Annotated in this window: 18 protein-coding genes and 1 riboswitch; of the genes, 5 read left to right on the forward strand and 13 right to left on the reverse strand. The window is 62.0% G+C overall.

Annotated elements, in window-relative coordinates; translation table 11 throughout:
* Positions 1 to 240: 240 nt before the first annotated feature.
* Both NKH36_RS29075 and NKH36_RS29080 read left to right on the forward strand, forming a co-directional pair.
* Positions 241 to 1,134 (forward strand): LysR family transcriptional regulator, encoded by an 894-nt coding sequence (locus NKH36_RS29075; protein WP_352965495.1) that lies wholly within the window; start codon positions 241 to 243, stop codon positions 1,132 to 1,134.
* A 360-nt stretch (positions 1,135 to 1,494) separates the two neighbouring features.
* Positions 1,495 to 2,448, forward strand: a complete 954-nt coding sequence (locus tag NKH36_RS29080) for a DMT family transporter (protein WP_352965498.1) — start codon at positions 1,495 to 1,497, stop codon at positions 2,446 to 2,448.
* A gap of 377 nt (positions 2,449 to 2,825) precedes the next feature.
* Here the strand turns inward: NKH36_RS29080 and NKH36_RS29085 are convergent, their stop codons facing one another.
* The 4 genes from NKH36_RS29085 to NKH36_RS29100 form a co-directional block, all read right to left on the reverse strand.
* Complete coding sequence (locus NKH36_RS29085) at positions 2,826 to 3,632, reverse strand: ABC transporter permease (RefSeq protein WP_352965501.1); 807 nt, start codon at positions 3,630 to 3,632, stop codon at positions 2,826 to 2,828.
* Positions 3,629 to 4,636 (reverse strand): ATP-binding cassette domain-containing protein, encoded by a 1,008-nt coding sequence (locus NKH36_RS29090; protein WP_352965504.1) that lies wholly within the window; start codon positions 4,634 to 4,636, stop codon positions 3,629 to 3,631. Before NKH36_RS29090 ends, NKH36_RS29085 begins: the two co-directional genes overlap by 4 nt.
* 196 nt (positions 4,637 to 4,832) lie before the next feature.
* The gene (locus NKH36_RS29095; protein WP_352965507.1) at positions 4,833 to 5,342 is read right to left on the reverse strand and encodes a superoxide dismutase family protein; all 510 of its coding nucleotides are present in this window, start codon (positions 5,340 to 5,342) and stop codon (positions 4,833 to 4,835) included.
* Positions 5,343 to 5,475: 133 nt separating this feature from the next.
* Positions 5,476 to 6,252, reverse strand: a complete 777-nt coding sequence (locus NKH36_RS29100) for a sulfite exporter TauE/SafE family protein (protein WP_352965510.1) — start codon at positions 6,250 to 6,252, stop codon at positions 5,476 to 5,478.
* A gap of 296 nt (positions 6,253 to 6,548) precedes the next feature.
* Positions 6,549 to 6,661, forward strand: a riboswitch (TPP riboswitch).
* Between the two features lie 143 nt (positions 6,662 to 6,804).
* Here NKH36_RS29100 and NKH36_RS29105 point away from each other — a divergent pair.
* The 3 genes from NKH36_RS29105 to NKH36_RS29115 are packed head-to-tail and all read left to right on the forward strand — an operon-like array spanning position 6,805 to position 9,360.
* A complete protein-coding gene (locus NKH36_RS29105; RefSeq protein WP_352965513.1) occupies positions 6,805 to 7,596 on the forward strand; it encodes an ABC transporter permease in 792 nt (263 codons plus the stop codon).
* On the forward strand, positions 7,590 to 8,351 hold the full coding sequence (locus NKH36_RS29110) for an ABC transporter ATP-binding protein (RefSeq protein WP_502912135.1): 762 nt from the start codon (positions 7,590 to 7,592) through the stop codon (positions 8,349 to 8,351). The genes NKH36_RS29105 and NKH36_RS29110 overlap by 7 nt, the downstream gene beginning before the upstream one ends.
* A gap of 1 nt (position 8,352) precedes the next feature.
* Complete coding sequence (locus NKH36_RS29115) at positions 8,353 to 9,360, forward strand: ABC transporter substrate-binding protein (RefSeq protein WP_352965518.1); 1,008 nt, start codon at positions 8,353 to 8,355, stop codon at positions 9,358 to 9,360.
* A gap of 250 nt (positions 9,361 to 9,610) precedes the next feature.
* On the opposite strand, the gene NKH36_RS29120 is transcribed toward NKH36_RS29115, so the two are convergent.
* From NKH36_RS29120 to amaB, 9 genes are all read right to left on the reverse strand, one after another.
* Positions 9,611 to 10,726, reverse strand: a complete 1,116-nt coding sequence (locus NKH36_RS29120) for an AI-2E family transporter (RefSeq protein ID WP_352965521.1) — start codon at positions 10,724 to 10,726, stop codon at positions 9,611 to 9,613.
* Positions 10,727 to 11,282: 556 nt separating this feature from the next.
* Positions 11,283 to 12,242 carry a D-ribose ABC transporter substrate-binding protein gene (locus NKH36_RS29125; RefSeq protein ID WP_352965524.1) on the reverse strand — a complete coding sequence of 320 codons (960 nt, stop codon included), beginning with the start codon at positions 12,240 to 12,242 and terminating at the stop codon, positions 11,283 to 11,285.
* Between the two features lie 32 nt (positions 12,243 to 12,274).
* Positions 12,275 to 13,411, reverse strand: a complete 1,137-nt coding sequence (locus NKH36_RS29130; RefSeq protein ID WP_352964386.1) for an ABC transporter permease — start codon at positions 13,409 to 13,411, stop codon at positions 12,275 to 12,277.
* Between the two features lie 19 nt (positions 13,412 to 13,430).
* Positions 13,431 to 14,978, reverse strand: coding sequence for a sugar ABC transporter ATP-binding protein (locus tag NKH36_RS29135; RefSeq protein WP_352964388.1), 1,548 nt, complete (start codon positions 14,976 to 14,978; stop codon positions 13,431 to 13,433).
* Entirely contained in the window at positions 14,975 to 15,631 is a 657-nt protein-coding gene (locus NKH36_RS29140; protein ID WP_352964391.1) for a DUF2291 family protein, read from the reverse strand. The genes NKH36_RS29135 and NKH36_RS29140 overlap by 4 nt, the downstream gene beginning before the upstream one ends.
* A 510-nt stretch (positions 15,632 to 16,141) precedes the next feature.
* Positions 16,142 to 17,857 carry a glycerol-3-phosphate dehydrogenase/oxidase gene (locus tag NKH36_RS29145; protein ID WP_352964393.1) on the reverse strand — a complete coding sequence of 572 codons (1,716 nt, stop codon included), beginning with the start codon at positions 17,855 to 17,857 and terminating at the stop codon, positions 16,142 to 16,144.
* Positions 17,858 to 17,949: 92 nt separating this feature from the next.
* Entirely contained in the window at positions 17,950 to 18,726 is a 777-nt protein-coding gene (locus NKH36_RS29150) for a DeoR/GlpR family DNA-binding transcription regulator (protein ID WP_352964396.1), read from the reverse strand.
* Entirely contained in the window at positions 18,723 to 20,258 is a 1,536-nt protein-coding gene (locus tag NKH36_RS29155) for an FGGY-family carbohydrate kinase (RefSeq protein WP_352964398.1), read from the reverse strand. Before NKH36_RS29155 ends, NKH36_RS29150 begins: the two co-directional genes overlap by 4 nt.
* A 344-nt stretch (positions 20,259 to 20,602) precedes the next feature.
* Positions 20,603 to 22,114 (reverse strand): L-piperidine-6-carboxylate dehydrogenase, encoded by a 1,512-nt coding sequence (gene amaB / locus NKH36_RS29160; RefSeq protein ID WP_352964400.1) that lies wholly within the window; start codon positions 22,112 to 22,114, stop codon positions 20,603 to 20,605.
* Positions 22,115 to 22,231 lie beyond the last annotated feature (117 nt).

The raw sequence follows: 22,231 nt of genomic DNA on the forward strand, positions 1-22,231 counted from the left end.
TTACGCCGACAGGATTCACGTACGGTCTTCCTTGTTGACGACAATCACGTCGATGACGGGCGGCGCGTCGGCGTGAACCGGCACGGCATATTCGGCGAAGTCGGCGTTCGTGACGCGCCCGCTGCGGTTGTCGGATCACCGAGGCCCGATCCGTTTAGGACATTCCACTTCGATCATGCCGGGTGCAATTCGTCCCACTAGCTTGTATAATGAGTACCGACTTATCGGGATGAGCCATAAATGCAGCGCGGAAGACTTGATATGCTTCTGGCCTTTCTGGCCGTCGCACGGGAAGGCAGCTTCACGCGGGCCGCCGCGCAGCTCGGAATTTCGCAGTCCACCCTGAGCCACACGATCCGCGGACTCGAAGAGCGCCTGGGCCTTCGACTGCTGACCCGCACAACCCGCAGCGTTTCGGTTACGGAGGCAGGCGAGCGCCTGCTGCGCAACATCGGCCCGCATTTTGAGGAGATCGAGACCGAACTCGACGCATTGAGCGAGTTGCGGGAGAAGCCCGCCGGCACCATTCGCCTCACCGCCAGTGATCACGCATTCAACTCCGTGATCTGGCCGAAGCTGGCGAAGCTCCTGCCGGACTATCCCGAGATCATGGTCGAGATCTTCCTCGACAACGCACTGACGGACATTGCTGCAGAACGGTTCGACGCAGGCGTGCGAATGGGAGAGCAGGTTGCAAAGGACATGATCGCCGTGCGCGTCGGACCGGATATTCGCTTCGCCGTCGTTGGCGCGAAATCCTATTTCGCCAAGCGGCCACCGCCAACGACGCCGCAAGAGCTAACCGGTCACGTTTGCATCAACCAGCGCTTTTCCACCAATGGCGGGCTGTGGGCCTGGGATTTCGAGCGAGACGGTCGCGAACTGAAGGTGCGGGTGGACGGCCAGATCGTCCTGAATGGCACCGTCGAGATTCTCGAAGCCGCGCTGGATGGTTTCGGCCTCGCTTATGTGCCGCAGGACGTGGCGGAGCCCCATCTCGAGAGCGGTCGCCTTATCCGGGTGCTGGACGAGTGGTCCCCGCCTTGGCCAGGATATTACCTCTATTATCCCAGCCGCCGTCAAACGTCCCCCGCTTTCGCTCTTCTCGTCGACGCGCTTCGACACAAAAGCTGATTTATGTCGGTCCATCACCCAGCTTCGAAGGCTGGTTATAAGGCTCAGGTCGGGCGTTGCCAGCTCGTGGCTCACGCAGACGTTCAACTGCTCGGACTAATTTTCTGAAAAGCGCAGCGTTGCGGACCAGCCTGTGAATTGAAAAGCCCGCGCCCCCGGGAGAGGTCGCGGGCTGTGATCGGCGGGAGGATCCGATCTGGCAGCATTTGTCTACGGCTGCAGGAGCCGAACTTTCGGCGCTGGCCTGTGTTCCACACGGAAAACAAAAAAATCGCCGCACAAGGGTTGGTGACATAGCTGACGTTGCTGCTCGGCAAGGCGCAGCAATCTTGCTAAGATCGGCGGTGGGAGGAGACGGACATGCTGCCGATAGCCCATCCTAGCGTAGCCAAGACGACAGCCGGCGCATCGCTTCCACTCGCCTATTCCACCGCGACGCTCTGCTGGCTCCTGTCCGCCGGCGTCTACATCGCAGCCAAATGGGTTGCTCCCGAGATGCCGCCTTGGGCGCTTTGCTTCTGGCGACTGACGCTCGCCTGCGCGATCCTGCTGCCTATCGTCCATCATCATCACGGGGCGATGCTCGTGCTGATCCGATCCCGTGCGACCGAGGTGCTGGCCATCGGTGCGATCGGGCTGACCCTCTGTCAGGGCATGATCTATACTGGCCTCAACTACACCGACGCGACGACCGCCGGCATTATCATGGCCCTGTCGCCGATCATGACCATGGTGCTTGCCCGCTACGTGCTCGGCGAGCCCCTCGGCGTCTGGAAGGCGCTTGGCGCGCTGCTCGCCCTGGTCGGGATGGTGGTGATCGTAGCGCGCGGCGACCTTACCGCGCTGATGCGGCTCCAGTTCAATCCCGGCGAGTTGTGGATCGTCGGCAGCGCGTTTTGCTGGGGTCTCTACACCGTGCTGCTGCGTCGCTCCAAATTCGCTATCGAGCTTCTGCCGATGGTGGTCCTGCTGCTAGGAGCCGGCGCGCTGGCCGCACTGCCCCTTTATCTCTGGGAACTGTTTTCCGGGGAGCGTTCGGCGCTGCATGCGAACGGCCTTCTGGCACTCGCCTATGTCGCTGGCCCGGGCGGCGCTCTGATGTATTACCTCTACAACCGCAGCGTCGAGACGCTTGGCGCCGGGCGCGCCAGCATGCTGCTCTATCTGCAGACTGTCTTCGTCGCCGTGCTCGCTTATCTTTTCCTTGGGGAAGGCTTGCACGACTACGACCTCGCCGGCGCTGCCTTTATCGTCGCCGGCCTGCTGCTGGCCACCGCGATCAAGCCGAGGCAGCGCACTGTGCATGTCGCGTAGCGAATATCCGCATCGCGTCAGCTATCGCCGCTCCCTACCTGCGTGACGTGCACCTGTAGGATCCTGGCCTTTGGCACTGCAGCGAGTGGTCTCAGGACGCTCCCATCCGCCTCATCGCCCCGAAACATCGTCACGCGCGATGGGCACTTCGCGCCATGAAGTTCGAGCTCAACGAGCTGTGGTCCCCTCCGTGCCCAGAGCGGCCGCTGGTATCGCCCAGGCGCGCAGGTTCACTGGAGCGAGCGTGATATGCCGAAACCCGGGATCGCCGTTCTGGCTCCTGTTCGAGCGTCAGATGCAGGACACGCCTCGCGTCGACTTTTAAGAAGCGCAGGTCGATCCGGGCCGCATTGTTGACGCGAACGTTTGGCCCTCCCTCACCTTCTGAGATACAGCCATAGTGTCGTGGGCGCCAGGATCGCGGTCAGCGCCACCGGCGCGATCAGGGCGAGGACGACCTGACCGAGTGTTGCCCCGCCACCCATCAGCCCGCGCAGCGCCGTCGTCATCAGCGACACTGGGTTGACTTCGACGAAGGCTCGCAGCCAATCCGGCATGGTGCCGGGGTCGACCATGATGTTGGAGGCGAAGACGAGCGGGAACAGGAAGGTAAAGCCGAGCGTCATCACCGTGGTTGGCGTGCGGATCAGGAGGCCGAGCACGATGAATACCCAGCCCATGCCGAACCCGATGGCGATCAGCATGGCGAAGGCGGCAAGCACGCCGAGGATGCCCGCCTCCGGCCGGTAGCCGAGGATCAGCCCGATGGTGAGAATGATCGACGCGGCAATCAAATGGCGCAGGATGTCACCCACCATCAGGCCGGCGAACGGAGACAGCGACCAAATCGGCAACGATCGGAAGCGGTCGAATAAGCCTTTGCCGAGGTCGGTCGACAATCCCATGCCCGAATAGACTGCGTTGAACACCACGGTCTGAACCAGGATGCCGGGTAGGAAGAACTGCAGGTATTCGCCAGGCGAACCGGCGAGCGCACCGCCGAAGACGAAGGTGAAGAGCAGAGTGAACATGATCGGCGTCATCACCAGATCGAAGAGCTGCTCCGGCACATGCTTGAATTTCAGCACCGCGCGCCATCCGAAGACCAGCGCGTTGGAAAAGGCTGATGGGGCCTTAGGTCGGGGGACGCTTTGCAGCCGCTGCAGGGATGTCGTGTCGATCATGGGTTGTCGTCCTTCCGGCTTTCACCCAGGCCCGGCCGGCCCGTCAGCGCGAAGAAGACCTCCTCGAGGCTGGGCTGGCCCATGGAGAAATCCGACAGCTCGATGCCGGCGGCGACCAGATCAGCCAGCGCCTCGTTGGCGGCCTTCGCCGCGCCGGCAAGAACGGAGAGTTCCGCGCCTTCGGCACTGCGTTGGACAGGATGTTCCAGCCGGCGTTCCAGAATGGTCGCCGCCTGGTCCAGCCGTGCAACATCGGCGAGCGCGACATGGAGAAAGCCGGAGCCGGTGGCCGCCTTCAGTTCGCGGCTGGTGCCCTCGGCGATTTTCCTGCCGTGGTCGATGACGGCGATGCGCGCTGCGAGTTGATCGGCCTCTTCGAGATATTGCGTGGTGAGCAGGATGGTGACGCCGGCCTCGGCGAGGCCGCGGATCATGCCCCAGACATCCTTGCGGGCGTTGGGATCGAGGCCTGTAGTCGGCTCGTCAAGGAACAGCACGCCCGGCGTGACGACCAGCGAGGCGGCTATATCGAGCCTCCTTCGCATGCCACCCGAATAGTCCCTCACCTGCTTCGTCGCCGCTTCGGACAAGCCGAAAGCCGCGAGCAGGTCGTCCGCACGAGCCTTCGCGGCGCGACCGCGAAAACCCCAGAGTCGGGCGAGCAGAACGAGGTTCTCCCGGCCCGTCAGGTCCTCGTCGAGCGAAGCGAATTGCCCGGTCATCGCGATTGCCGCACGGACCGCATGCGGAGCCCGCACGAGATCGTGCCCCATCACCGTCGCGGAGCCGGCGTCGGGGCGCGACAGCGTTGCGAGCATCCGCATCAGCGTTGTCTTGCCGGCGCCGTTCGGACCCAGGATAGCGAAAATCATGCCGCGTGGCACATCGAGCTCGATACCATCGACGGCGCGCAGCTTGCCGAACGTCTTGACCAGGCCGCGGGCGGAAATAGCTGACTGGGCAAGACCCGTGGCGGGCACACCCATAGGAGAAGTATCGTTCATGCAATCATCCGGCAGTCGCAAAATGAAGGCCAACTTCGGCGCAATGGCTGCGTCGTCAATTCCTCTGCAGGCGCAGGAGCTTACCGTCTGGCTCATCCTCATGCCATAGGCTCCGACCATGTACCACTACCTGGCCGCTGAGGCTGAAGCGCCGGTCCGATTATATGTCGGACAGGTCCCTAATTATCTTGGGGTTTCACTCGATCACCGCGCAGGCCTGACGATTTCCGGCATCACCGGCAGGCTGGCTTTTGTAGTCGTCCTGTCCGCCGTGGATCATCAATGCCTTGCCTCGTATCGCCGTATCTCCACCATCCAGCTTGACCACGCTGTTGAAAGCCTGGGCACGCAAAACGCCGTCGGGGCTGACCCGCTGATTTGGCATATCGCCCGCGTGCGGGCCTTTCCCAGTGAGGTATCCATGTTCGGCATTCGTCGGATTGAAGTGCCCACCGGCCGAGGCATGGCCGGTCTGATGGTCGCACTTTCCGGTTTCGTGAACATGGAATGCGACCCATTCACCCGCCGGCAGTCCTGTTACCTCCAACGCTATCAGCACGCCCTGCGCCGTCTCGGTCAGCGTGGCCGTTCCGTTCTTCTCGCCAGCCATGTTGACGAATTCGGCTTTCGCGGTCGCGGTGTCCTGAGCCGCTGCAGGCATCGCGACCGCCAGCGCCAACCCTGTTGCTACAACCAATTTTTTCATCGACTCGTCCTCCGGTTGTCCAAGGCATCCAAACAACAAAGGGGTCTCTTCGTTCCATTTGGGAATTGACTTTTTGTGTCCGGCACGGCCGCCACGGAAGCGACACCGACAATCTGTCGGATGTCTCTCCAGTTTACACCCATTCGAAGAGTTGGGCAGTTTGCCAGCCTGCCAGCAGGATGATGAGAATGCCAACGAGCCTGAGAAGCGTCTTTTCTGCGATCGACTTCACCATCAATCCGGCCATCGGCGCTGCGATCACGCCGCCAAGGATCAAGCCGGCAACGGCAATTAGATTTTCTGTCAGCTCTCCTGCCTCCTGCCAATGGCCCGTTAGCAAGGCAAACAAGAAGGTTAGAGATACCGACAACGTGGTGAGGAACTCGGTGGCATTTACCGTACCAATAACGTAGCGGGGCGTCCCGCCAAAACCGAGAAGGCCCGTCGTTACGATAGGACCCCATCCGCCTCCCCCCGCGGCGTCGAGAAATCCACCACCAAGTCCAAGCGGAGGTACCGCGCCTGCAGGGACCGGATTGCTTGGAATCCGCCGGAATGAACGGAACAGGAGCCAAGCACCGACCAGCGCAAGGTATGTGGTCACATATGGCTTCATGATCGCTCCCTCAAACGAGGTGAGCACATAAGCGCCGAGAACGCCGCCGAGAACGCCAAATGGCATCAGCCGCCAGAAAAGCTTCCAGTCGATATTGCGGTGATAGAGGTGAGCCGAACCTGAGGCCGCAGTGGTAAACAGCTCAGCTCCGTGAACTGAAGCCGAAGCGTGTGCAGGAGACACGCCAAACCCCAGTAGTGTTGTCGAGCAAACCACGCCATAGGCCATGCCGAGAGCCCCGTCGACAGCCTGAGCTACAAACCCTACGAGCGCAAAAAGGATAAATTCTTGCATTTCGATCTCCAATAAAGTGCGGGTCGTAATTGGCGAAAGAGGAACCGCTGCCTACAGCGTATGCAATCTATACTTCATGCTTCCACAATTCACCAAACGCCTGGCATCGACAATGGTGACGACGAATGGGAAACTGTCGATCGACGTCTTGAGAGCGATCTCGAAGAGGATGCCGGGTTGTCACCCTCTTTTCTGTTCTGCCCCGATGTCCCGGCTGGAACCGCAACCTCCTCTGACCTGAGGTTTTCACAGGTCCGACGCAGACTTGCAGCTCCACTCTTTATCTGTTTAATTGCCGCCATCCACAGGGGTGCTCCGTATCGTCGGGGCTGAGAGATGGGCTGCAAGCCCGTAAACCCTAGAGCTGATCTGGATAATACCAGCGGAGCGAGGCGGGCGATGTTTTCTGACGCACAGATTTCTCTTTATCCGACAAACGGCGATTTCGTCGGCGTCGTCAATATCTTCCGCCCGAGGGCCATGTCACGATCGACCTCACGGTCTCGGCCAACGGCCCGATCCCACGCTGATCTTTCGCGCCGGAGGTCTCGCATGTCCCAGCCTTTCTCCGCCGCGCTGCGAATCGCAGCCTTGTTCGCAAAGATCGGACCGGCCTTGCTGTCGGTCGGCACGCTGGTTTTGGCTTGGGAGCTCTATGCGCGCATCTCGCCCACCACGCTGCCCGCGCCGTCACGCGTCCTCGCCCAGGCCATCCAGCAGCGCCAGGCGCTGTTCGACAACACCGTGCCGACGATCAGCGCCACATTGGCGGGTTTCGCCTGCTCGCTGGCTGTTGCTTTCATCCTTTCGGTGCTGATCGACTTCTTCAAGCCGCTGCGCCGCGCCCTGTTCCCGGTGTTCATCATCAGCCAGACCCTGCCGCTGGTGGCGATCGCTCCGCTGGTCGTGCTTTGGTTCGGCTTCGGGCTGACGCCGAAGATCATGCTGGTCGCACTCGTGACTTTCTTTCCCATGCTGGTCGCGCTGGTGCAGGGTTACGATTCGACGGATCGGGACGTTTCGGCGCTTCTGAGTTCGATGGGCGCTTCCCGCATGCGCATTTTCCTGCTGGCCCGCCTGCCCTCCTCACTGCCCTATTTTTTCGCCGGACTGCGCATCTCGATCACCTATGCCGTGGTGGGCGCCATCTTCGCGGAATATGCCGGTGCTGCCAAAGGGCTCGGCATCTACATGCTCAACGCCAAGAACAATTTCCGGCCCGATCTCGTGCTGGCGGCCGTGCTGGTCAGCGCCTTGCTCACCCTGGTCCTGTTTGCCACTACGGTGCTGATCCAGCGCGCCGCCGCGCCATGGGAGCGGCTCGATGGCGCACGAAAATCATGAGCAGGCGGCTGGAGCTGCGCCAAGTCAGCAAGCGTTTTGGCGACATCGACGTGCTTGCCGGCATCACCCTGCATGTCGAGCCGGGCGAATTCGTTTCAATCCTCGGCCCCTCCGGAGCCGGCAAATCCACGATCTTCAGATTGCTGACCGGCGATCTCGATGGCTACGGCGGCGGGGCCGACGTCGACGGGCGGCCACTGGCCGACGTGCGCCGACCGTTTGCCTTCATGCCGCAACGCGATGCCCTGATGCCCTGGCGCACGGTCATCGACAACACTGCACTCGGTCTCGAGGTACAAGGCATGTCCCGCAAGGCGGCGCGCGGCAAGGTGGCGCCGCTCTTCGGCGAATTCGGCCTTGCGGGCTTCGAGCAAAAATATCCGGCGCAGCTATCGGGCGGAATGCGCCAGCGCGCCGCGCTGTTGCGTACCGTCGTGCAGGATCGCGCCATGCTGTTGCTCGACGAACCGTTCGGCGCACTCGACGCCCTCACGCGCACCGGCATGCAGCGCTGGCTTCAGACGATGTGGGACCAACACCGCTGGACCATCCTGCTGATCACCCACGATGTCCGCGAGGCGGTCTTCCTGTCCGACCGCATCTATGTGCTGAGCGCCCGCCCTGCCCGCGTGCTGCGCGAAATCGCCATACCTCTTCCGCGCCCGCGCAAGGATCTTGCCTCGCCGGAAGCCAGCGCCATCGAAGCCGACATCCTCGATACCCTTCTCGATCCACAGCTCGCCCAAAGGACATGACATGCTTTCCAGACGCCTCTTCATCACTGCCGCATTGATCACCGGGCTCGGACCCGTCACGTCCGTCTCAGCCGAGCAGACTGTCACCGTCGCACTCGATTGGACGCCGAACACAAATCATGTCGGGCTCTATGTCGCCCGGGCGAAAGGCTTCCACGCCGAGGCGGGGCTCGACGTGCAGATCCTGCCCTACAGCGACACTGCGGCCGGTACGCTGATCGCCAACCGCGTGGCCGATTTCGGTATACTGGGATCCATAGGATTGTTCACCCAACGCACGGCCGGCGCCGACCTCGTCGCCACCTACGCCATCGTGCAGACAGAAACCGGCAGGCTGGTGTTCAACGCCGACCGCGCCGATATACAGTCCCCCAGGGACCTGGACGGCCTGACCTATGGCGGTTTCGGCAGCGCCTGGGAGAATGCACTGATCGGCACCATCATCCGCCATGATGGCGGCGAGGGCAAATTCGAAACAGTGACGCTGGGCACCTCCGCCTATGAGGCCTTGGCCAATGGCGCAGTCGATTTTACGCTCGAAGTCTACACTTGGGAGGGGATCAAAGCGGAACTTGACGGCAAGGCTCAGCGCGCCTTCCGTTACGCGGATTTCGGCGTGCCCGACCAACACACCAATTTCATTGGCTCGAGCCGGGCCTATCTCGAAAAGAACAGGGACACGGCAACCGCGTTCATCGCCGCGACCAGGCGCGGCTACGCCTTCGCCGTCGAACATCCGCAAGAAGCGGCTGATATCCTGATCGCAGCAAACAGCGACGTGCTGACCGACCGCCCGTTGATCGAAGCATCACTGAAGGCGCTGGTCGACGGCCACTACCTGCAAAGCCCGGCCGGCGCGATCGGCACGATCGATCCCGCAAAGATGGAGGCTATCGGCGACTACTTGTTCAAGGCCGGCGCCCTGCGCGACAGCGATGGGAACCCGGTCGGCGAACGACCCGATTTCGCGGCCTATTACACCAACACCTATCTGGCCGGCGAAAAATGAGCCCGCCGCGGCGCATGCATCTCAATGCCGTGATCCTTGGCCCGGCAGTCACGAGGCCGGTTGGCGTATGCCTGAAAAGCGACCCGCTTGCCTCGACTATTGGGGTCGACCGCAAAGCTTCATCGATGACGTGATGCCTTTGCTGGAGCGTTCGGAAGTTTTCGACGCTGGGGGTAAGCGCACCCTTCGCGAGCGATACGGCCCTCCAAGTCTTTAGGTCTAGAATCGAACTGGTCGCGCGTGGTGGTGCTTACTCACGACCGGGCGCGGCTCCGGACTGACGTGATGGCTTCGTGTCGCGCTTTGGCGTCAGTTTCGCCCCGGATTGGTCGTTCAATCGTTTTTTGAGGATGTCAATGAGGCTGATGGTGACCGCTATCACCGCAGGGCCGAGGACGAGCCCGGATGCTCCAAAGAGAACGATGCCACCGATCGCGCCGATAAAGGTCACCACTGTGTGGAGCCGCAGCCGGCTCCCGACAAGCATCGGATAGAGCAGATTGTCGATGCCGGCGACGATGACGCCGCCCCAGATGGTTAGTATCGCGGCGCTCGCCCAAGCCCCTTCCAGCGCGAGATAGATCGCTGCCGGCACCCAGATCACGAATGCGCCGAGCACTGGCACGATGGCAAGAAGTCCCATTACCAGGCCCCAGAAGACCGGCGTGGGCAGGCCGAGCCACCAGAACATCAGGCCGCCCAGCGTTCCCTGCACAGCGGCGACAAAAACGGTGCCTATCACGATCGCATGTACCGTCTCGGCAAGGCGGGACAGCATGTATGCCGTCTCCAGTGCACGCAGGGGCGAGAGACGCTCGATCCCCCGCAGGGCGGATCCACGGTCCCGCAGAAAATAGAACAGCAGATAGAATGTCAGCACGAACATCACGGCCTGATTGATCGAGCCGCGCAACAGCGATGTGCTTTGTCCCGTCAGCCATTGTACAAATGCGGCGATCGTACCGGCCGGATCGATTTGGTTCTCAACCCACTGGGCAACCGCCGAAAGCCTGGGATAGCCCGACAGGAACGCATCTGTGTTCCATCCCCGGATGACCTCCTCCATATAGGTGGCGCCGTTTACCGCCTCGCGAACAAGCTGCTGTGCCACGAAGATGAGCGGCAGGCCGACTGCAACCGCCGCGATGCTGACCGACATCAGTGCGGCCAGGTTCTGGTTCCTGAGCCTTTCCTCGACCCGTCGATGAGCCGGATACAGGACGATTGCCAACACCAGCGCCCAGGTCAATGCGGGCAAAAAAGGCAACGCCAAGAGATAGCAGACATATAGACCGATCGCCGTCGCGGCCACGATGCCGAGCAATTTCATTTGTTTCATATCGGGCATCTGTTTCAGGTCGGGCATCTCTCGCCGCCTCGCAAACCAAGCGAGCCTAGTGGATTTCCTGACAAAATGGCAGCTTCCGTCGCCGCACCCTACGACTAAGCCGCTTTCGAGTGTGACGAAATGGCCGGGACATCTTCCCGCTCTTTGGGCTGGTTATGCTGATTGGGCGCCCGTGCGCGCTGCCAGCACCGCGGCCTGCCCGGTCGCGGACACTCTGACCTACGGCGGTTCTACAGCTCGCTCGCGGACTCGCAGCTTCACATAACAATAGAAAAAAGGCCGGACTGTTAAAGTCCGGCCAGGCATGAAGGTTCAAAACCTCCAGAGGGGAACGCGCCGGACGCAATGGGAGGAAAACATCCGACGCAGTGCGTATATGGGTCGGCACGGGTGACGTTTCAACGAGATGTGGTGGGCCACATCAGCCGCTCCATAGAGCCACGTGGGCGGGTTCAATCGTCACGGTCCGTGTTTCAGTTTTAGCGTGACAGACATACGACCGGTGCGTCGGCCCGATCAAAGAGGTCGCCGCCTCGGGTCAGGCGAGGAGTGTCCGCGGGACACTCCTCTTTTTTTACTCCGAGAGCGTGAATGGAGCCGTGTATTTGTCGACGTTGTCCTTGGTGATGAGAAGGCAGTCAAACAGCTGCTTCTCGGTCGGCGCGCCGGTTTTGCCGGTCTTTATGAACGAGTCGGCCTGTTGTACGGCCTTCGCCGAATAGACGGCCACCGGCTGGAGCACGGTGTACTGCAAGTCGCCCGCCTTGATCGCGGCGACGGCGTCCGGAGAGCCATCGAAGCCGCCGACCTTGATGCTCGACAGCTTTCCGGCTTCTTTCAGCGCGGCGATCGCGCCGAGCGCCATCTCGTCATTGCCGCTCGTCACGCCGATGATATCGGGATGGGCCTGCAGCAGGCTCTGCATCTTGTCGTGGCCTTGGGTCCGGTCCCAGTTGGCGACCTCCGAGCCGACCTTCTTGAGGTCCGGATACTGGCTGATCACGGTCTCGTATCCGTTTGACCGGGTGGCGGCGTTGTTGTCGGACGGGGCGCCCAGAAGTTCGACGTAGTTGCCTTTCTCGCCGATGTTAGTAACCCATTGCTGTGCCCCCAGAGCGGCGCCCTGTGCGTTGTTGGAAACGAGCTGCGCCTTGGCCAGACCTTCCTGGTTGATCTCGGCGTTGACCAGGAAGACCGGGATGTTCGCGGCAATCGCCTTCTTCACGGCGCCGATGGATCCGCTGGCATCGGCAGGATCGAGGATGATCGCCACGGATTTGTTGGTAATTGCGGTGTCGATCAGTCTGCTTTCCGTGTTCGTGTCGGCTTTCGATGCGCCGACAGTCGCGGTGTAGCCGAGCTTTTCGGCCTCGGCCTTGGCCACATTGCCTTCGGTGAGCCAGTACGGGTTGGCGGGATCGATGACGATGATCGAGATGAGGCCTTCGGCCGACGCTGCGCTTACCGACCCCGCGAGTACCGGAGCGGCCAGCGCAAAGGCCGTGAGCATTAGAGTTCTTGCCTTGCCATACATGAAATTTCCTCCTTGGTTAGCGATGGTACCGGTCAACCGGCAGTCTTCTCGTGAGCGGGATCGGCCGTTCGGGCCTTGCCGGCTTGTTGCGGAGAAGTCGAAGGGCCGCCGGTCGAGCTCGGGAGCTTTACGCGACGGCGATACTGAATGGCGTTGAGCAGCACCGCCAGCACGATAACCGCGCCGGTGAACACTGTTTGCCAATAGGCGGACACGCCGATGATCACGAGGCCATCGGAGAGGAAGCCGATGACGAAGGCCCCGACCAGCGTGCCGCGGATACTGCCTCGACCACCGGTGAGTGCCGCGCCGCCGATGACGACGGCGGCAATGGCGGTCAGTTCGTACGAGTTGCCGGCGGTCGGCCCTGCCGAGGTCAATTCCGAGGACAGGATGAGGCCGGCCACCGAGGCGCAGATGCCGGACAGCATATACACCAACACCTGCACTTTTTTCACCGGCACGCCGGACAGTTCCGCGGCGCGCTCGTTGCCGCCGGACGCATAGAGCCACCGGCCGAAGGCCGTGCGATTGAGGATGATGCTGCCGATGATCGCGATGACCACCATGACCAGCACGCCGATAGGGATACCGAACAGGCGGTTGAAGCCCAGCCAGTCGAAGCCGGTATTTCCCAGTTCCGGCTTGCCGCCGAGATCATTATACGTGAGGCCGTTTGTCATCAGCAGCGCGGCACCGCGCACCACATAGAGCATTCCTAGCGTGGCAACGAAGGCCGGCACCTTCAACCAGGCGATAAGGACGCCGTTGACCAGACCGACCAGTGCGCCCAGCACGCAGATCAGCACCACAACCACCCAAACGGGAGGGAACAGCACGACGCCGAGCGTTTGCAACTGCACTCCCTGCATCAGGAATCCGGCGACGACCCCCGACAGCCCAAGCGTCGAGCCCACCGACAGGTCGATGCCGCCATTGAGGATGACCAGCAGCATGCCGACCGCCAGGATGCCAAAGATGGCAACATGCGAGGCCATGGTAAGGAAATTGCCCAATGAGAAGTAATAGGGCGACAGCATCGAGAAGACGAAGATGATCACGACCAGCGCAAGGAACGCCCGACCCTCCAGCAACAGCTTGGCCAGGCTGAAGCCACCGCTCGACGTCCTTGGGCCGGTGCGGCTACGATCTGGGCTGGCATTGGTCACGGTCTGGCTCCTGTATTCTTCATGACGAGGCAACCACGGCCTCGCCCGAGGCGGCCATGATCTGCTCTTTCGTGACGCCGGCGCCGAACTCGGCCGAAATCCTGCCGCGGCGCATAACGATGATGCGGTGCGCGATACCAAGGCACTCGGCGACTTCCGAGGTCGAGAACACGACCGCGAGGCCCTGGGCGGCCCGCTCCCCGAGCAGCCGGAACACCTCCGCCTTGGCACCGACGTCGATGCCGCGGCTGGGCTCGTCCAAGAGCATGACCTTGGGATTGGTCGTCAGCATCTTGCCGATGACGACCTTCTGTTGATTGCCGCCGGACAGTGATCCGATGGGCGCATTTCCGCCCGCGGTCTTGACGCGCACATCGCGGATGGCGCCCTCGACCAGCGAGCGCTCCCGTGACCGGGACAAGAACAGCCGCGTGACGAAGGCGCCAATGCTGGCCAGCGACAGGTTGGTCCCCACGGACATCGTCTGGACCAGACCGTCGCGTTGGCGGTCCTCGGGCACCAGCACCAACCCCCTTGATATGCGCTCGGCAATGCTGAGGCCGGAGATATCGTCGCCCTTCAGCAAGACCCGGCCGCCCGTCACCGGCAGGCGTCCGGCGACGCACTCCAGCAATTCCGTGCGCCCGGCCCCCATCAGCCCGTAAATGCAGACGATCTCGCCGGCGCGGACATCGAGCGACAGCCGGTCGACGACCAGGCGATCCGAACCCGAGCCATCGGCGATGCTCACACCCTCGATCGACAAGGCGACCTCGCCGAAGGCGTAGCCGGCGGGCGGCGATCCCAGGTCGAAGTTCTCGCCCACCATGTTGCGGACGATCCATTCGAGATCGATGTTCTTCGCTTTGGCCGTGGCCGTGATCGTTCCGTCCCGCAGCACCACCGCGTGGTCGGTGATCTGCAGCGCCTCCTCGAGGTGATGGGAGATGTAGACGATCGAGACGCCGCGGGCGGTCAGGTCGCGGATCACCCTGAACAGCACCTCGACCTCGGTCGCGCTCAATGCGGAGGTAGGCTCGTCCATGATCAGGATACGCGAATCCACCGAGAGAGCGCGGGCGATCTCGACAATCTGCTGCTGACCCAGGCGCAGATCCTGCACTAGGGTCATCGGATCAATGTCTTCCTCGAGATCGGCCATCAGCATTCGCGCCTGACGAGCCTCTTCCGCGAAGTCGACGCCAGTCGCGCCACGCAGCTCGCGGCCCATGAAAATATTGTCGCGCACGCTCAGATTGGGCGCGAGGCTCAACTCCTGATGGATGATCGAGATGCCGCGGTCGCGCGCGTCGACGGTGGACGAAAAAGCGACAGGACGGCCGTCGAGCTCGATCCTCCCCGATGTCGGCGTCTCGACACCGGAGAGGATCTTCATCAGCGTCGACTTGCCGGCGCCATTCTCTCCGAACAGCGTGGTGACTTCGCCACGGCGGATGTCGAAATTGACGCCCTTGAGAGCATGCGTCCCGCCGTAGGATTTCACGATGTCGCGCGCCGCGAGCACGGTGTCCCCTGCCGCCGGCTCGAATTGAGGGGCCGCATTCATTGAACGCTCAGCTTCACGGGCGTGACGAGCCAGCCCTTGGGATTGATCAACTTGAAGACGCCGACAACCGAGATTGTCTTGCCGGTGAGCTTGGTGTTGTCGATGGCCGACAGCACCTGCTTCTTCATCTCGTTGTTCAGGGCTGATCCCGCGTTCTGATACTCGATCTGGTTGGTGAATTGTCCGAAGGTGATCGTGCCCGTGGCATCGCGCAGGTCAGTTCCGTTGATCGCCGGCCCGGTCTGCACCCGAATGACCAAATTGCTGGGAACATCGTCGACCTTGACGGCGTAGATGCCGGACTTTCCCTCACCGACCACGCCGGTGAATTTGACCGAGAATTCGGTACCGACATTGGCCGGCACGCCATATTGTTTCTCGGCCGCCGCCTTGTCCTTGGCGATGGCCGACGCGAGGGTAGCGGCGCTCACCGCGCGCTGCTCCACGGCGGATTGAACCTTCGGAAACTCGGACTTTCCGTATTCTTCGGGGGAAAACGCAGCCTTCCGCGCGTCCTCGGGCGAACCAATTATAACGACTTTGGTGTCGAGAACCATCGCGCCGAGCACAATCAGGATCGCGGCCGCGGCGACCATGCGACGAATGCCCGGTGCCACTCGCCGATTGATTGTGGTGGCAGGCTGCGAGCTCATGGCGCGACGACCTGTGGCATGACGCCGATCAGGCCATGATTGGCAGCGCTGCTGGATTTCATTCCATCTCCTCCCGAGATGATATTATTATCTTAAGCTGAAAAATTTTTCATGCGTTTGCGTCGTTTGTCAATCGGCCCCTCAGAAAGATCAGCGTGCAACCGGCGCCATTGAGAATATCCTTGTCGCGTAGCCGTTGACGGGCCGAGAACCAACAGCCGGTGTTCGGCTGCACGATCGTGTGCCTGCGATTGCATGCGCTGGTAGTCAGCCGACTGCCGGAAGCAAGAAATTCCTCACGAGCCGAAGCTTTCGGAACAGCTAGGTCTCAGACACAAAACCGACCATACGTTAGTGTTAAATTCACGTCAAGATATGTGATATTTTGCCCGTTCTCCGGCATTGCCGGAGAATGCGCACCTATCAACAAAGCTTAATATGCTATTTTCGTGTGGTATTTTTTGAAAACAGCGCATACCCGAGAGGTGTTCGTCCCAAATCCGGGCGCCATCACAATCGCACCAGATTTCTGTCGCTGAGCTGCGCGACAGCGGCATCGAGTTCGTCGGATATCCGCTGCGGGTCCCAGTTGCGCGCGCGGCCGGCAATGGCGGCGATCTGCTTCAAATCGCTCATAGTCAGGGAACCGCCAATGGCCAGCGTCGTGCGCCGCATGACGATATCGGCCAGATGCTCGACGAACTCATTACGAACGATGTAGTCGATTTCGGACGTGCCATAGCCGCTCGCCCCCAGGAGGCGATCTTCATTATCCCATGGGCTTCGGTGGCGGGCGATCGGCAACGCCTTGGTTCCGTACCGCGACAGAAGCTGGTCGAGGCGGCGTTCGTCGGCGCCCGAAGCCGATTTGGCATCGGCTAGCCAGGCGGCCCGCGCCGCAGGCTCGGTTGGAAAACCCTTGCCGCCGCCGATCGGCATCGATCGCGTGGTGACCTTGCGGCCGCATCCCAGCCGGTCGAGCACCGTGTCGGCAACCTCCTCGGCAAAGCCCCGGAACGTCGTCCACTTGCCGCCAACCAACGAGATAATCGCAAACGGACGCGAACCTTCCGGCTCGACGACCGGTGCCGAATGATCCCGGCTGATCAAGCCGGGGACTGAGGCGTCGGATGCGGGCAACGGCCTGATGCCGCTATAGGCATAGACGATCTGATCGCGTCCAAAGGTCAAGGCCGGCATCAGTGCACGCACGCTCTCGAGCAGATAGTCGATCTCTTGCGGCTCACAGCGCACCGTGTCGGGATTGTCGGCCTGGATGTCGGTCGAGCCGACAAGCGCAAGGCCGAGATAGTCGTAGACAAGGCAAATGCGGCCATCATCGGCTTCGAAGTAGAGCATGCGGCCCGCGAGGCTTCGCACCAGTTCGTCATGCTTCAACAGGATATGCGAGCCCTTGGTGCCGCCGATCATTTTCGACGGCGCGCCGAGCAAGGCGTTGACATCGTCGATCCACGGGCCGGCGGCATTGACGACCAGTTTCGGCCGCACCGAAAATGTGCCGCCATCCTCGGACCTGCCCCCGCCTTTTGACTGGCCCCCGCCCTTTGACTGGCCCCCGCCTTTTGACTGGAAAGTCAGCACGCCATTGGACGACGAAACCAACGTCGTGTAGTTGGCGGCCGCGGCGAGGGCATTTGCTGCCAGTCCGTCGGTGATCAGTTCGAGTACCAGCCTTTCGGGATGGCTGATCTTGGCGTCGTAATAGGTGCCGGTGGCGACGATCGACCTGGTCAGTGCCGGCATCTCGCTCAGCGCCCGCCGTCGTCCGACCAGCCGGTGGCGCGGCATGACACGATGCCGCGACCCATAAAAATCGTAGATCGTCAGGCCGATCTTGATGAGGATGGCGCCGCGGCTGCGCGGCGCGCTGGCCGAGCCCAGTAGCGTGCGCAGCGCCGCCCACATGCCCTTGCCCCACGAGAAGATCGGGATGACTGTCGGCAGCGGGCTGACATAGTGCGGCGCGTTCTTCAACAGCAGGTTGCGCTCCAGCGTCGACTGCGCCACCAGGCCGAACTCGCCGGTTTCGAGATATTTCAGGCCGCCATGGATCAGCCGCGATGGCGCAGCACTTGTGCCTGAGCCAAAATCGCGCTTGTCGACGATCAGGCAACTGACGCCTTGCGCGCACAGATCCCGGAACAGGCCAGCCCCGTTGATGCCGGCGCCAAGAATGATGACATCGACGTCGCCCGTCTTGTTCATAAAGGCGAGGCGCCCGATGGGGTCGGCTGAGCCGGGACCGGATGCGCCGGGATCCGACACAGGGTCCGATGCGCCTGCGTCGCCGGAAGCATTCATGATTGAGCCATGTTGACGATGCGCAGTTTTACGCCGGCTCGTTCGAGTTTTTGCGCCTGCGCATCGCTCACACCGTCGGTCGTCAGCACCGCGTCGAAACGGGTCAGATCGTCGAAGACATGCAGGGCGACCTTGTCGAACTTGGAATGGTCGACGACAAGAATGCGCGTGGTCGAGGCAGCGACCATCGCTTGCTTGACCCGGACCACATGCTGGTCCTGGATGAAGGCCGTGGTGCCTGAGATCGCCGAAGCCGAGCAAATCAGAAGATTGGCGCGCAATTGCGCCACGGCATTCTCGCAGACGATGCCAATATAGGCGTTGTAGGTGCGGTGGTACTGACCGCCCAGACAGATGAAGTCGATATCGTCGACATTGGTCAGCAGTGCTGCAGTCGCGACGCTGTTGGTGATGACGGTCAGTGGTTTGATGTCGGGCAGCAGAGGCGCGATCGCGTTCGCCGTCGTCGAATCGTCCAGCATGACGGCCTGGCCGGCCTCTACATAATCCAGCGCCGCATGCGCCAGCGCATCCTTCTCGCCCCTGCCGACCGTCACCCGATAGCGGAAAGCGCTTTCATAAAGGCCGGAAGGCTGAACCGTCACCGCGCCGTGCAGCTTGCGCAGCACGCCCTGGTGCGCCAGTTGGTCGATATGGCGGTGGATGGTCATCCGCGAGACGCCGAAATGCTCGACCAGGTCGTCGATGCGCACCTGGCCGAATTTGATCACATAGTCGGCGATTTCCTCGCGCCGTTCGTCGGCCTTGATCATGCAGCCCCCTCAATGCTTTGCCGCGCCAGCCTTTCGATCTCCGGCCACTGCGGCTTGAGCGATTCGGCAATGCGGCAATAGAGAGAAAACCGGTCCTCGAAAACCGCATTGCGCGCGACGTCGGGCAGATATTCATGGCTCGTCTTGCTGACGGCGCGCGCGCCCTGTTGCGGCGTGGCAAACAGGCCAACCGCGGCACCGGCACAAAGAGCTGCGCCAAAGGCCGCCGCCTCGTCGGTCGACGTGACGATAACCGGCACGTTGAGCACGTCGGCAAACATCTGCGCGAAGGCCGGATTGCGCGAACCGCCGCCGGTGAGCCGCACCTCACGAACTGCAAATCCGTCGCGCAGCGCTTCGACGTGAGTGCGGTGGTTAAAGACGATGCCTTCCAGCACCGCCTTCAGCATGTCGCCGCGGTCATGCCAGCCATGCAGGCCGAGAAAGCTGGCACTGGCGGCATTGCCGTAAGGCGAGCCGAACAGATAGGGATGAAACAAGATGGTCGAAGGCTTGCCAAGCGCCACGTCGATCTCTGCCGCCAGCATCTCGTGGATCGAGCCGCCGGTGCTTTTTGCTTCGTCCTGTTCCGGGCGGCAGAGCGTGTCGAGAAACCAGTCGTAATTCGCCGTCGAGGCCGGCGAGATCGACATGTTGTTCCAACGCCCCAAGTCGATGGCGTTGCGGCAGAACCAGCGCGTGTCGACGCGCGACTCGGTGGAGACTATTTCGTTGATCGAATAGGTACCGGCGACGATGCTGACCACGCCCTCCTCGTGGCCACCCATGCCAAGCGCCGAGGCCGTGACATCATGCAGGCCGCAAGCGACCGGCGTGCCTTCTGCAAGCCCGCTCAGCGCCGCTGCATCGGCTGTGACGTAGCCGACGATGTCGGCCGAATGCGCCACCGGCGGCAAAGCTTCAAACAATGTCTCAAGACCGAAAATGCGCATCGCCTCCGGCGCATAGCTTTGCGCACGCATATTGGTGAACGAGGTGCTCGCCTCTGTCAGGTCGGTGCCGATAGTGCCGGTCAGGCAAAATCGCAGCCAGTCCTTGCAGGCGAGTATGTGCGCTATCCGGCTGAAGCGTCCCGGATCGTGCTCCCGCAACCAAACCAGCAGCGACGACGGTGAGGAAGCGTGCGGCACCTGGCCAGTCAGGGCGAGCGCCTCGGCGAAGACCGGACCTTGCGACCATCTGTCGACGATTTCGCCTGCCCGGCTGTCCAGCGACAATATGCCGGGGCCCAGTGGCCGGCGATCGTTGTCGAGCAGGTACAGGCCATCGCCGTGCGCGGTCGCCGCCACTGCCTCGATGTCGCTGGCCGGCCGGCCGCTCAAGGCAACGGCTTCCCGGATCGCCTCGCTGGTCGCTTGCCAGAGACCGGCCATGTCGCGTTCGACCCAGCGCGCATGCGGCATAGATTGCGCCACCCGCCGGCGCGCCACCGACAATTGCGAGCCGTCGGCATCGAAGATCACCGCCTTCGTCACCGTCAGGCCGCTGTCGATCCCAAGCAGGCTGGACATGGCTACCTCTCAGCTCAGTGCTTGCCGATACGCGTTGCGAATAGGATTTTGGTGCATTGCGCTTGACGACGGCGGGGAAAGCCCGGCGAAGCAACCGCCGAGCACCGATGGGAATTCCGACCAACGGAATCGACCATACAATGGTGTTAAATTAACGTCAACATGTGTGATTTTTGGAAGCATCTTGCGGCGACCAAGGGCCCGTACGAGCGCCGAAGTCCCGAGCTCGCCATCATTGATGCGGCTTTCGCAGATTGTTTTGGATCTCCCGGAAGCCGCTGAACGGCGACCGGGATAAATCGTGGCAGCTATTGCGTAGCCGCCACGACAAGGTCTCACCAGCCTCAGTCGATGTCGAAGGATACGCCCTGGGCCAGCGGCAGCGCCTTGGAATAGTTCACCGTGTTGGTGGCGCGCCGCATATAGGCCTTCCAGGCGTCAGAGCCCGACTCGCGGCCGCCGCCGGTCTCCTTCTCGCCACCGAAGGCACCCCCGATCTCGGCCCCCGATGTGCCTATGTTGACGTTGGCGATACCGCAGTCGGAACCGTCGACACCGAGGAACCGCTCGGATTCCTGCAGGTCGCGGGTGAAGATCGACGATGACAGCCCCGCTCCGACCGCATTGTGCTCGTCGAGCACGGCGTCGAAGTCCGAGTACTTCATCACATAGAGGACCGGCCCGAAGGTCTCTTCCGTCACCGGCGACACCTGCTTGGGCATCTCGACCAGCGCCGGACGAACGTAATAGGCGTCTGGATGGCCATTCTCGACCCGCGTGCCACCGGTCACCTTGCCACCGTGAGCGGCGGCTTCCTTCAACGCGTTCTGCATACTGTCGAAGGCCGCCTTGTCGATCAACGGTCCGACCAGCGCTGATGTCTCCAGCGGATTGCCGACCGAGACGGTTTCATAGGCCTTCTTCAGGCGCGGAACCAAGGCATCATAGATGCTCTCATGCACGAACAGGCGCCTGAGCGTCGTGCAGCGCTGGCCGGCCGTGCCCATGGCGCCGAAGGCAATAGCGCGCAAGGCCATGTCGAGATCGGCGGTCGGGCAGACGATACCGGCATTGTTGCCGCCGAGCTCCAGCACGGCGCGGGCAAAGCGTTTCGCCAGCCGCGGACCGACATCCCTGCCCATGCGGGTCGAGCCGGTGGCCGAAACCAGCGGAACCTTCGGGTGATCGACAAGGATTTCGCCGACGGCGCGGTCGCCGATCAGCACCGACGTCAAGCCTTCCGGAGCATCGCCGAAACGTTGTGCCGCACGCTTGAAGATCGCCTCGCAGGCGAGCGCCGTCAGCGGTGTCTTTTCCGACGGCTTCCACACCACCGCGTCGCCGCAGACAAGCGCGAGCGCGGCATTCCACGACCACACCGCGACCGGGAAGTTGAAGGCCGAAATCACGCCGACCACACCCAGCGGATGCCAGGTTTCCATCATGCGATGACCGGGGCGCTCGGTGGCGATGGTCAGGCCGTAGAGCTGGCGCGATAGGCCGACGGCGAAATCGCAGATGTCGATCATCTCCTGCACTTCGCCGAGCCCTTCGGACGGGATCTTGCCGACTTCGATCGACACCAGCCGGCCAAGCTCGGCCTTGTGCGCGCGCAATTCTTCGCCGAGCAGCCGCACCAGCTCGCCGCGCTTCGGCCCCGGCACCAGACGCCAGGCCTGAAAGGCTCTGTGGGCGGCATCGATGGCCTTTGCCGCATCGGCCGGCGAGATCGTTTTGAGAGAGGCGATCTGCTCGCCCGTCACCGGGCTGCGTACGATAAGATCGCCGCCCGAAAGGGCATCCCCGGTGACGCCCAGTTTCGCCAATAGCCCGGCTGTTTCCTTCGCAATCGTCATTTTCTTTCCCTTTCAGATCCCGTCGCTCATAATGCATGTCGCCCAAAAGTGCGCAGCGGTTTTGGGACAACGACATGCATAAAACAAACTTAAAAGCACGTCGGCCAAAGCCTTGTG

Source organism: Mesorhizobium sp. M1312 (genome assembly GCF_040318115.1).
Taxonomy (GTDB): domain Bacteria; phylum Pseudomonadota; class Alphaproteobacteria; order Rhizobiales; family Rhizobiaceae; genus Mesorhizobium.

Excerpts from the sequence above, each read along its gene's own strand:
- NKH36_RS29075 (WP_352965495.1), top strand. The coding sequence starts at position 241 with ATGCAGCGCGGAAGACTTGATATGCTTCTGGCCTTTCTGGCCGTCGCA.
- NKH36_RS29080 (WP_352965498.1), top strand. The coding sequence starts at position 1,495 with ATGCTGCCGATAGCCCATCCTAGCGTAGCCAAGACGACAGCCGGCGCA.
- NKH36_RS29085 (WP_352965501.1), bottom strand. The coding sequence starts at position 3,632 with ATGATCGACACGACATCCCTGCAGCGGCTGCAAAGCGTCCCCCGACCT.
- NKH36_RS29090 (WP_352965504.1), bottom strand. The coding sequence starts at position 4,636 with ATGAACGATACTTCTCCTATGGGTGTGCCCGCCACGGGTCTTGCCCAG.
- NKH36_RS29095 (WP_352965507.1), bottom strand. The coding sequence starts at position 5,342 with ATGAAAAAATTGGTTGTAGCAACAGGGTTGGCGCTGGCGGTCGCGATG.
- NKH36_RS29100 (WP_352965510.1), bottom strand. The coding sequence starts at position 6,252 with ATGCAAGAATTTATCCTTTTTGCGCTCGTAGGGTTTGTAGCTCAGGCT.
- NKH36_RS29105 (WP_352965513.1), top strand. The coding sequence starts at position 6,805 with ATGTCCCAGCCTTTCTCCGCCGCGCTGCGAATCGCAGCCTTGTTCGCA.
- NKH36_RS29115 (WP_352965518.1), top strand. The coding sequence starts at position 8,353 with ATGCTTTCCAGACGCCTCTTCATCACTGCCGCATTGATCACCGGGCTC.
- NKH36_RS29120 (WP_352965521.1), bottom strand. The coding sequence starts at position 10,726 with ATGCCCGACCTGAAACAGATGCCCGATATGAAACAAATGAAATTGCTC.
- NKH36_RS29125 (WP_352965524.1), bottom strand. The coding sequence starts at position 12,242 with ATGTATGGCAAGGCAAGAACTCTAATGCTCACGGCCTTTGCGCTGGCC.
- NKH36_RS29135 (WP_352964388.1), bottom strand. The coding sequence starts at position 14,978 with ATGAATGCGGCCCCTCAATTCGAGCCGGCGGCAGGGGACACCGTGCTC.
- NKH36_RS29140 (WP_352964391.1), bottom strand. The coding sequence starts at position 15,631 with ATGAGCTCGCAGCCTGCCACCACAATCAATCGGCGAGTGGCACCGGGC.
- NKH36_RS29145 (WP_352964393.1), bottom strand. The coding sequence starts at position 17,857 with ATGAACAAGACGGGCGACGTCGATGTCATCATTCTTGGCGCCGGCATC.
- NKH36_RS29150 (WP_352964396.1), bottom strand. The coding sequence starts at position 18,726 with ATGATCAAGGCCGACGAACGGCGCGAGGAAATCGCCGACTATGTGATC.
- NKH36_RS29155 (WP_352964398.1), bottom strand. The coding sequence starts at position 20,258 with ATGTCCAGCCTGCTTGGGATCGACAGCGGCCTGACGGTGACGAAGGCG.
- amaB (WP_352964400.1), bottom strand. The coding sequence starts at position 22,114 with ATGACGATTGCGAAGGAAACAGCCGGGCTATTGGCGAAACTGGGCGTC.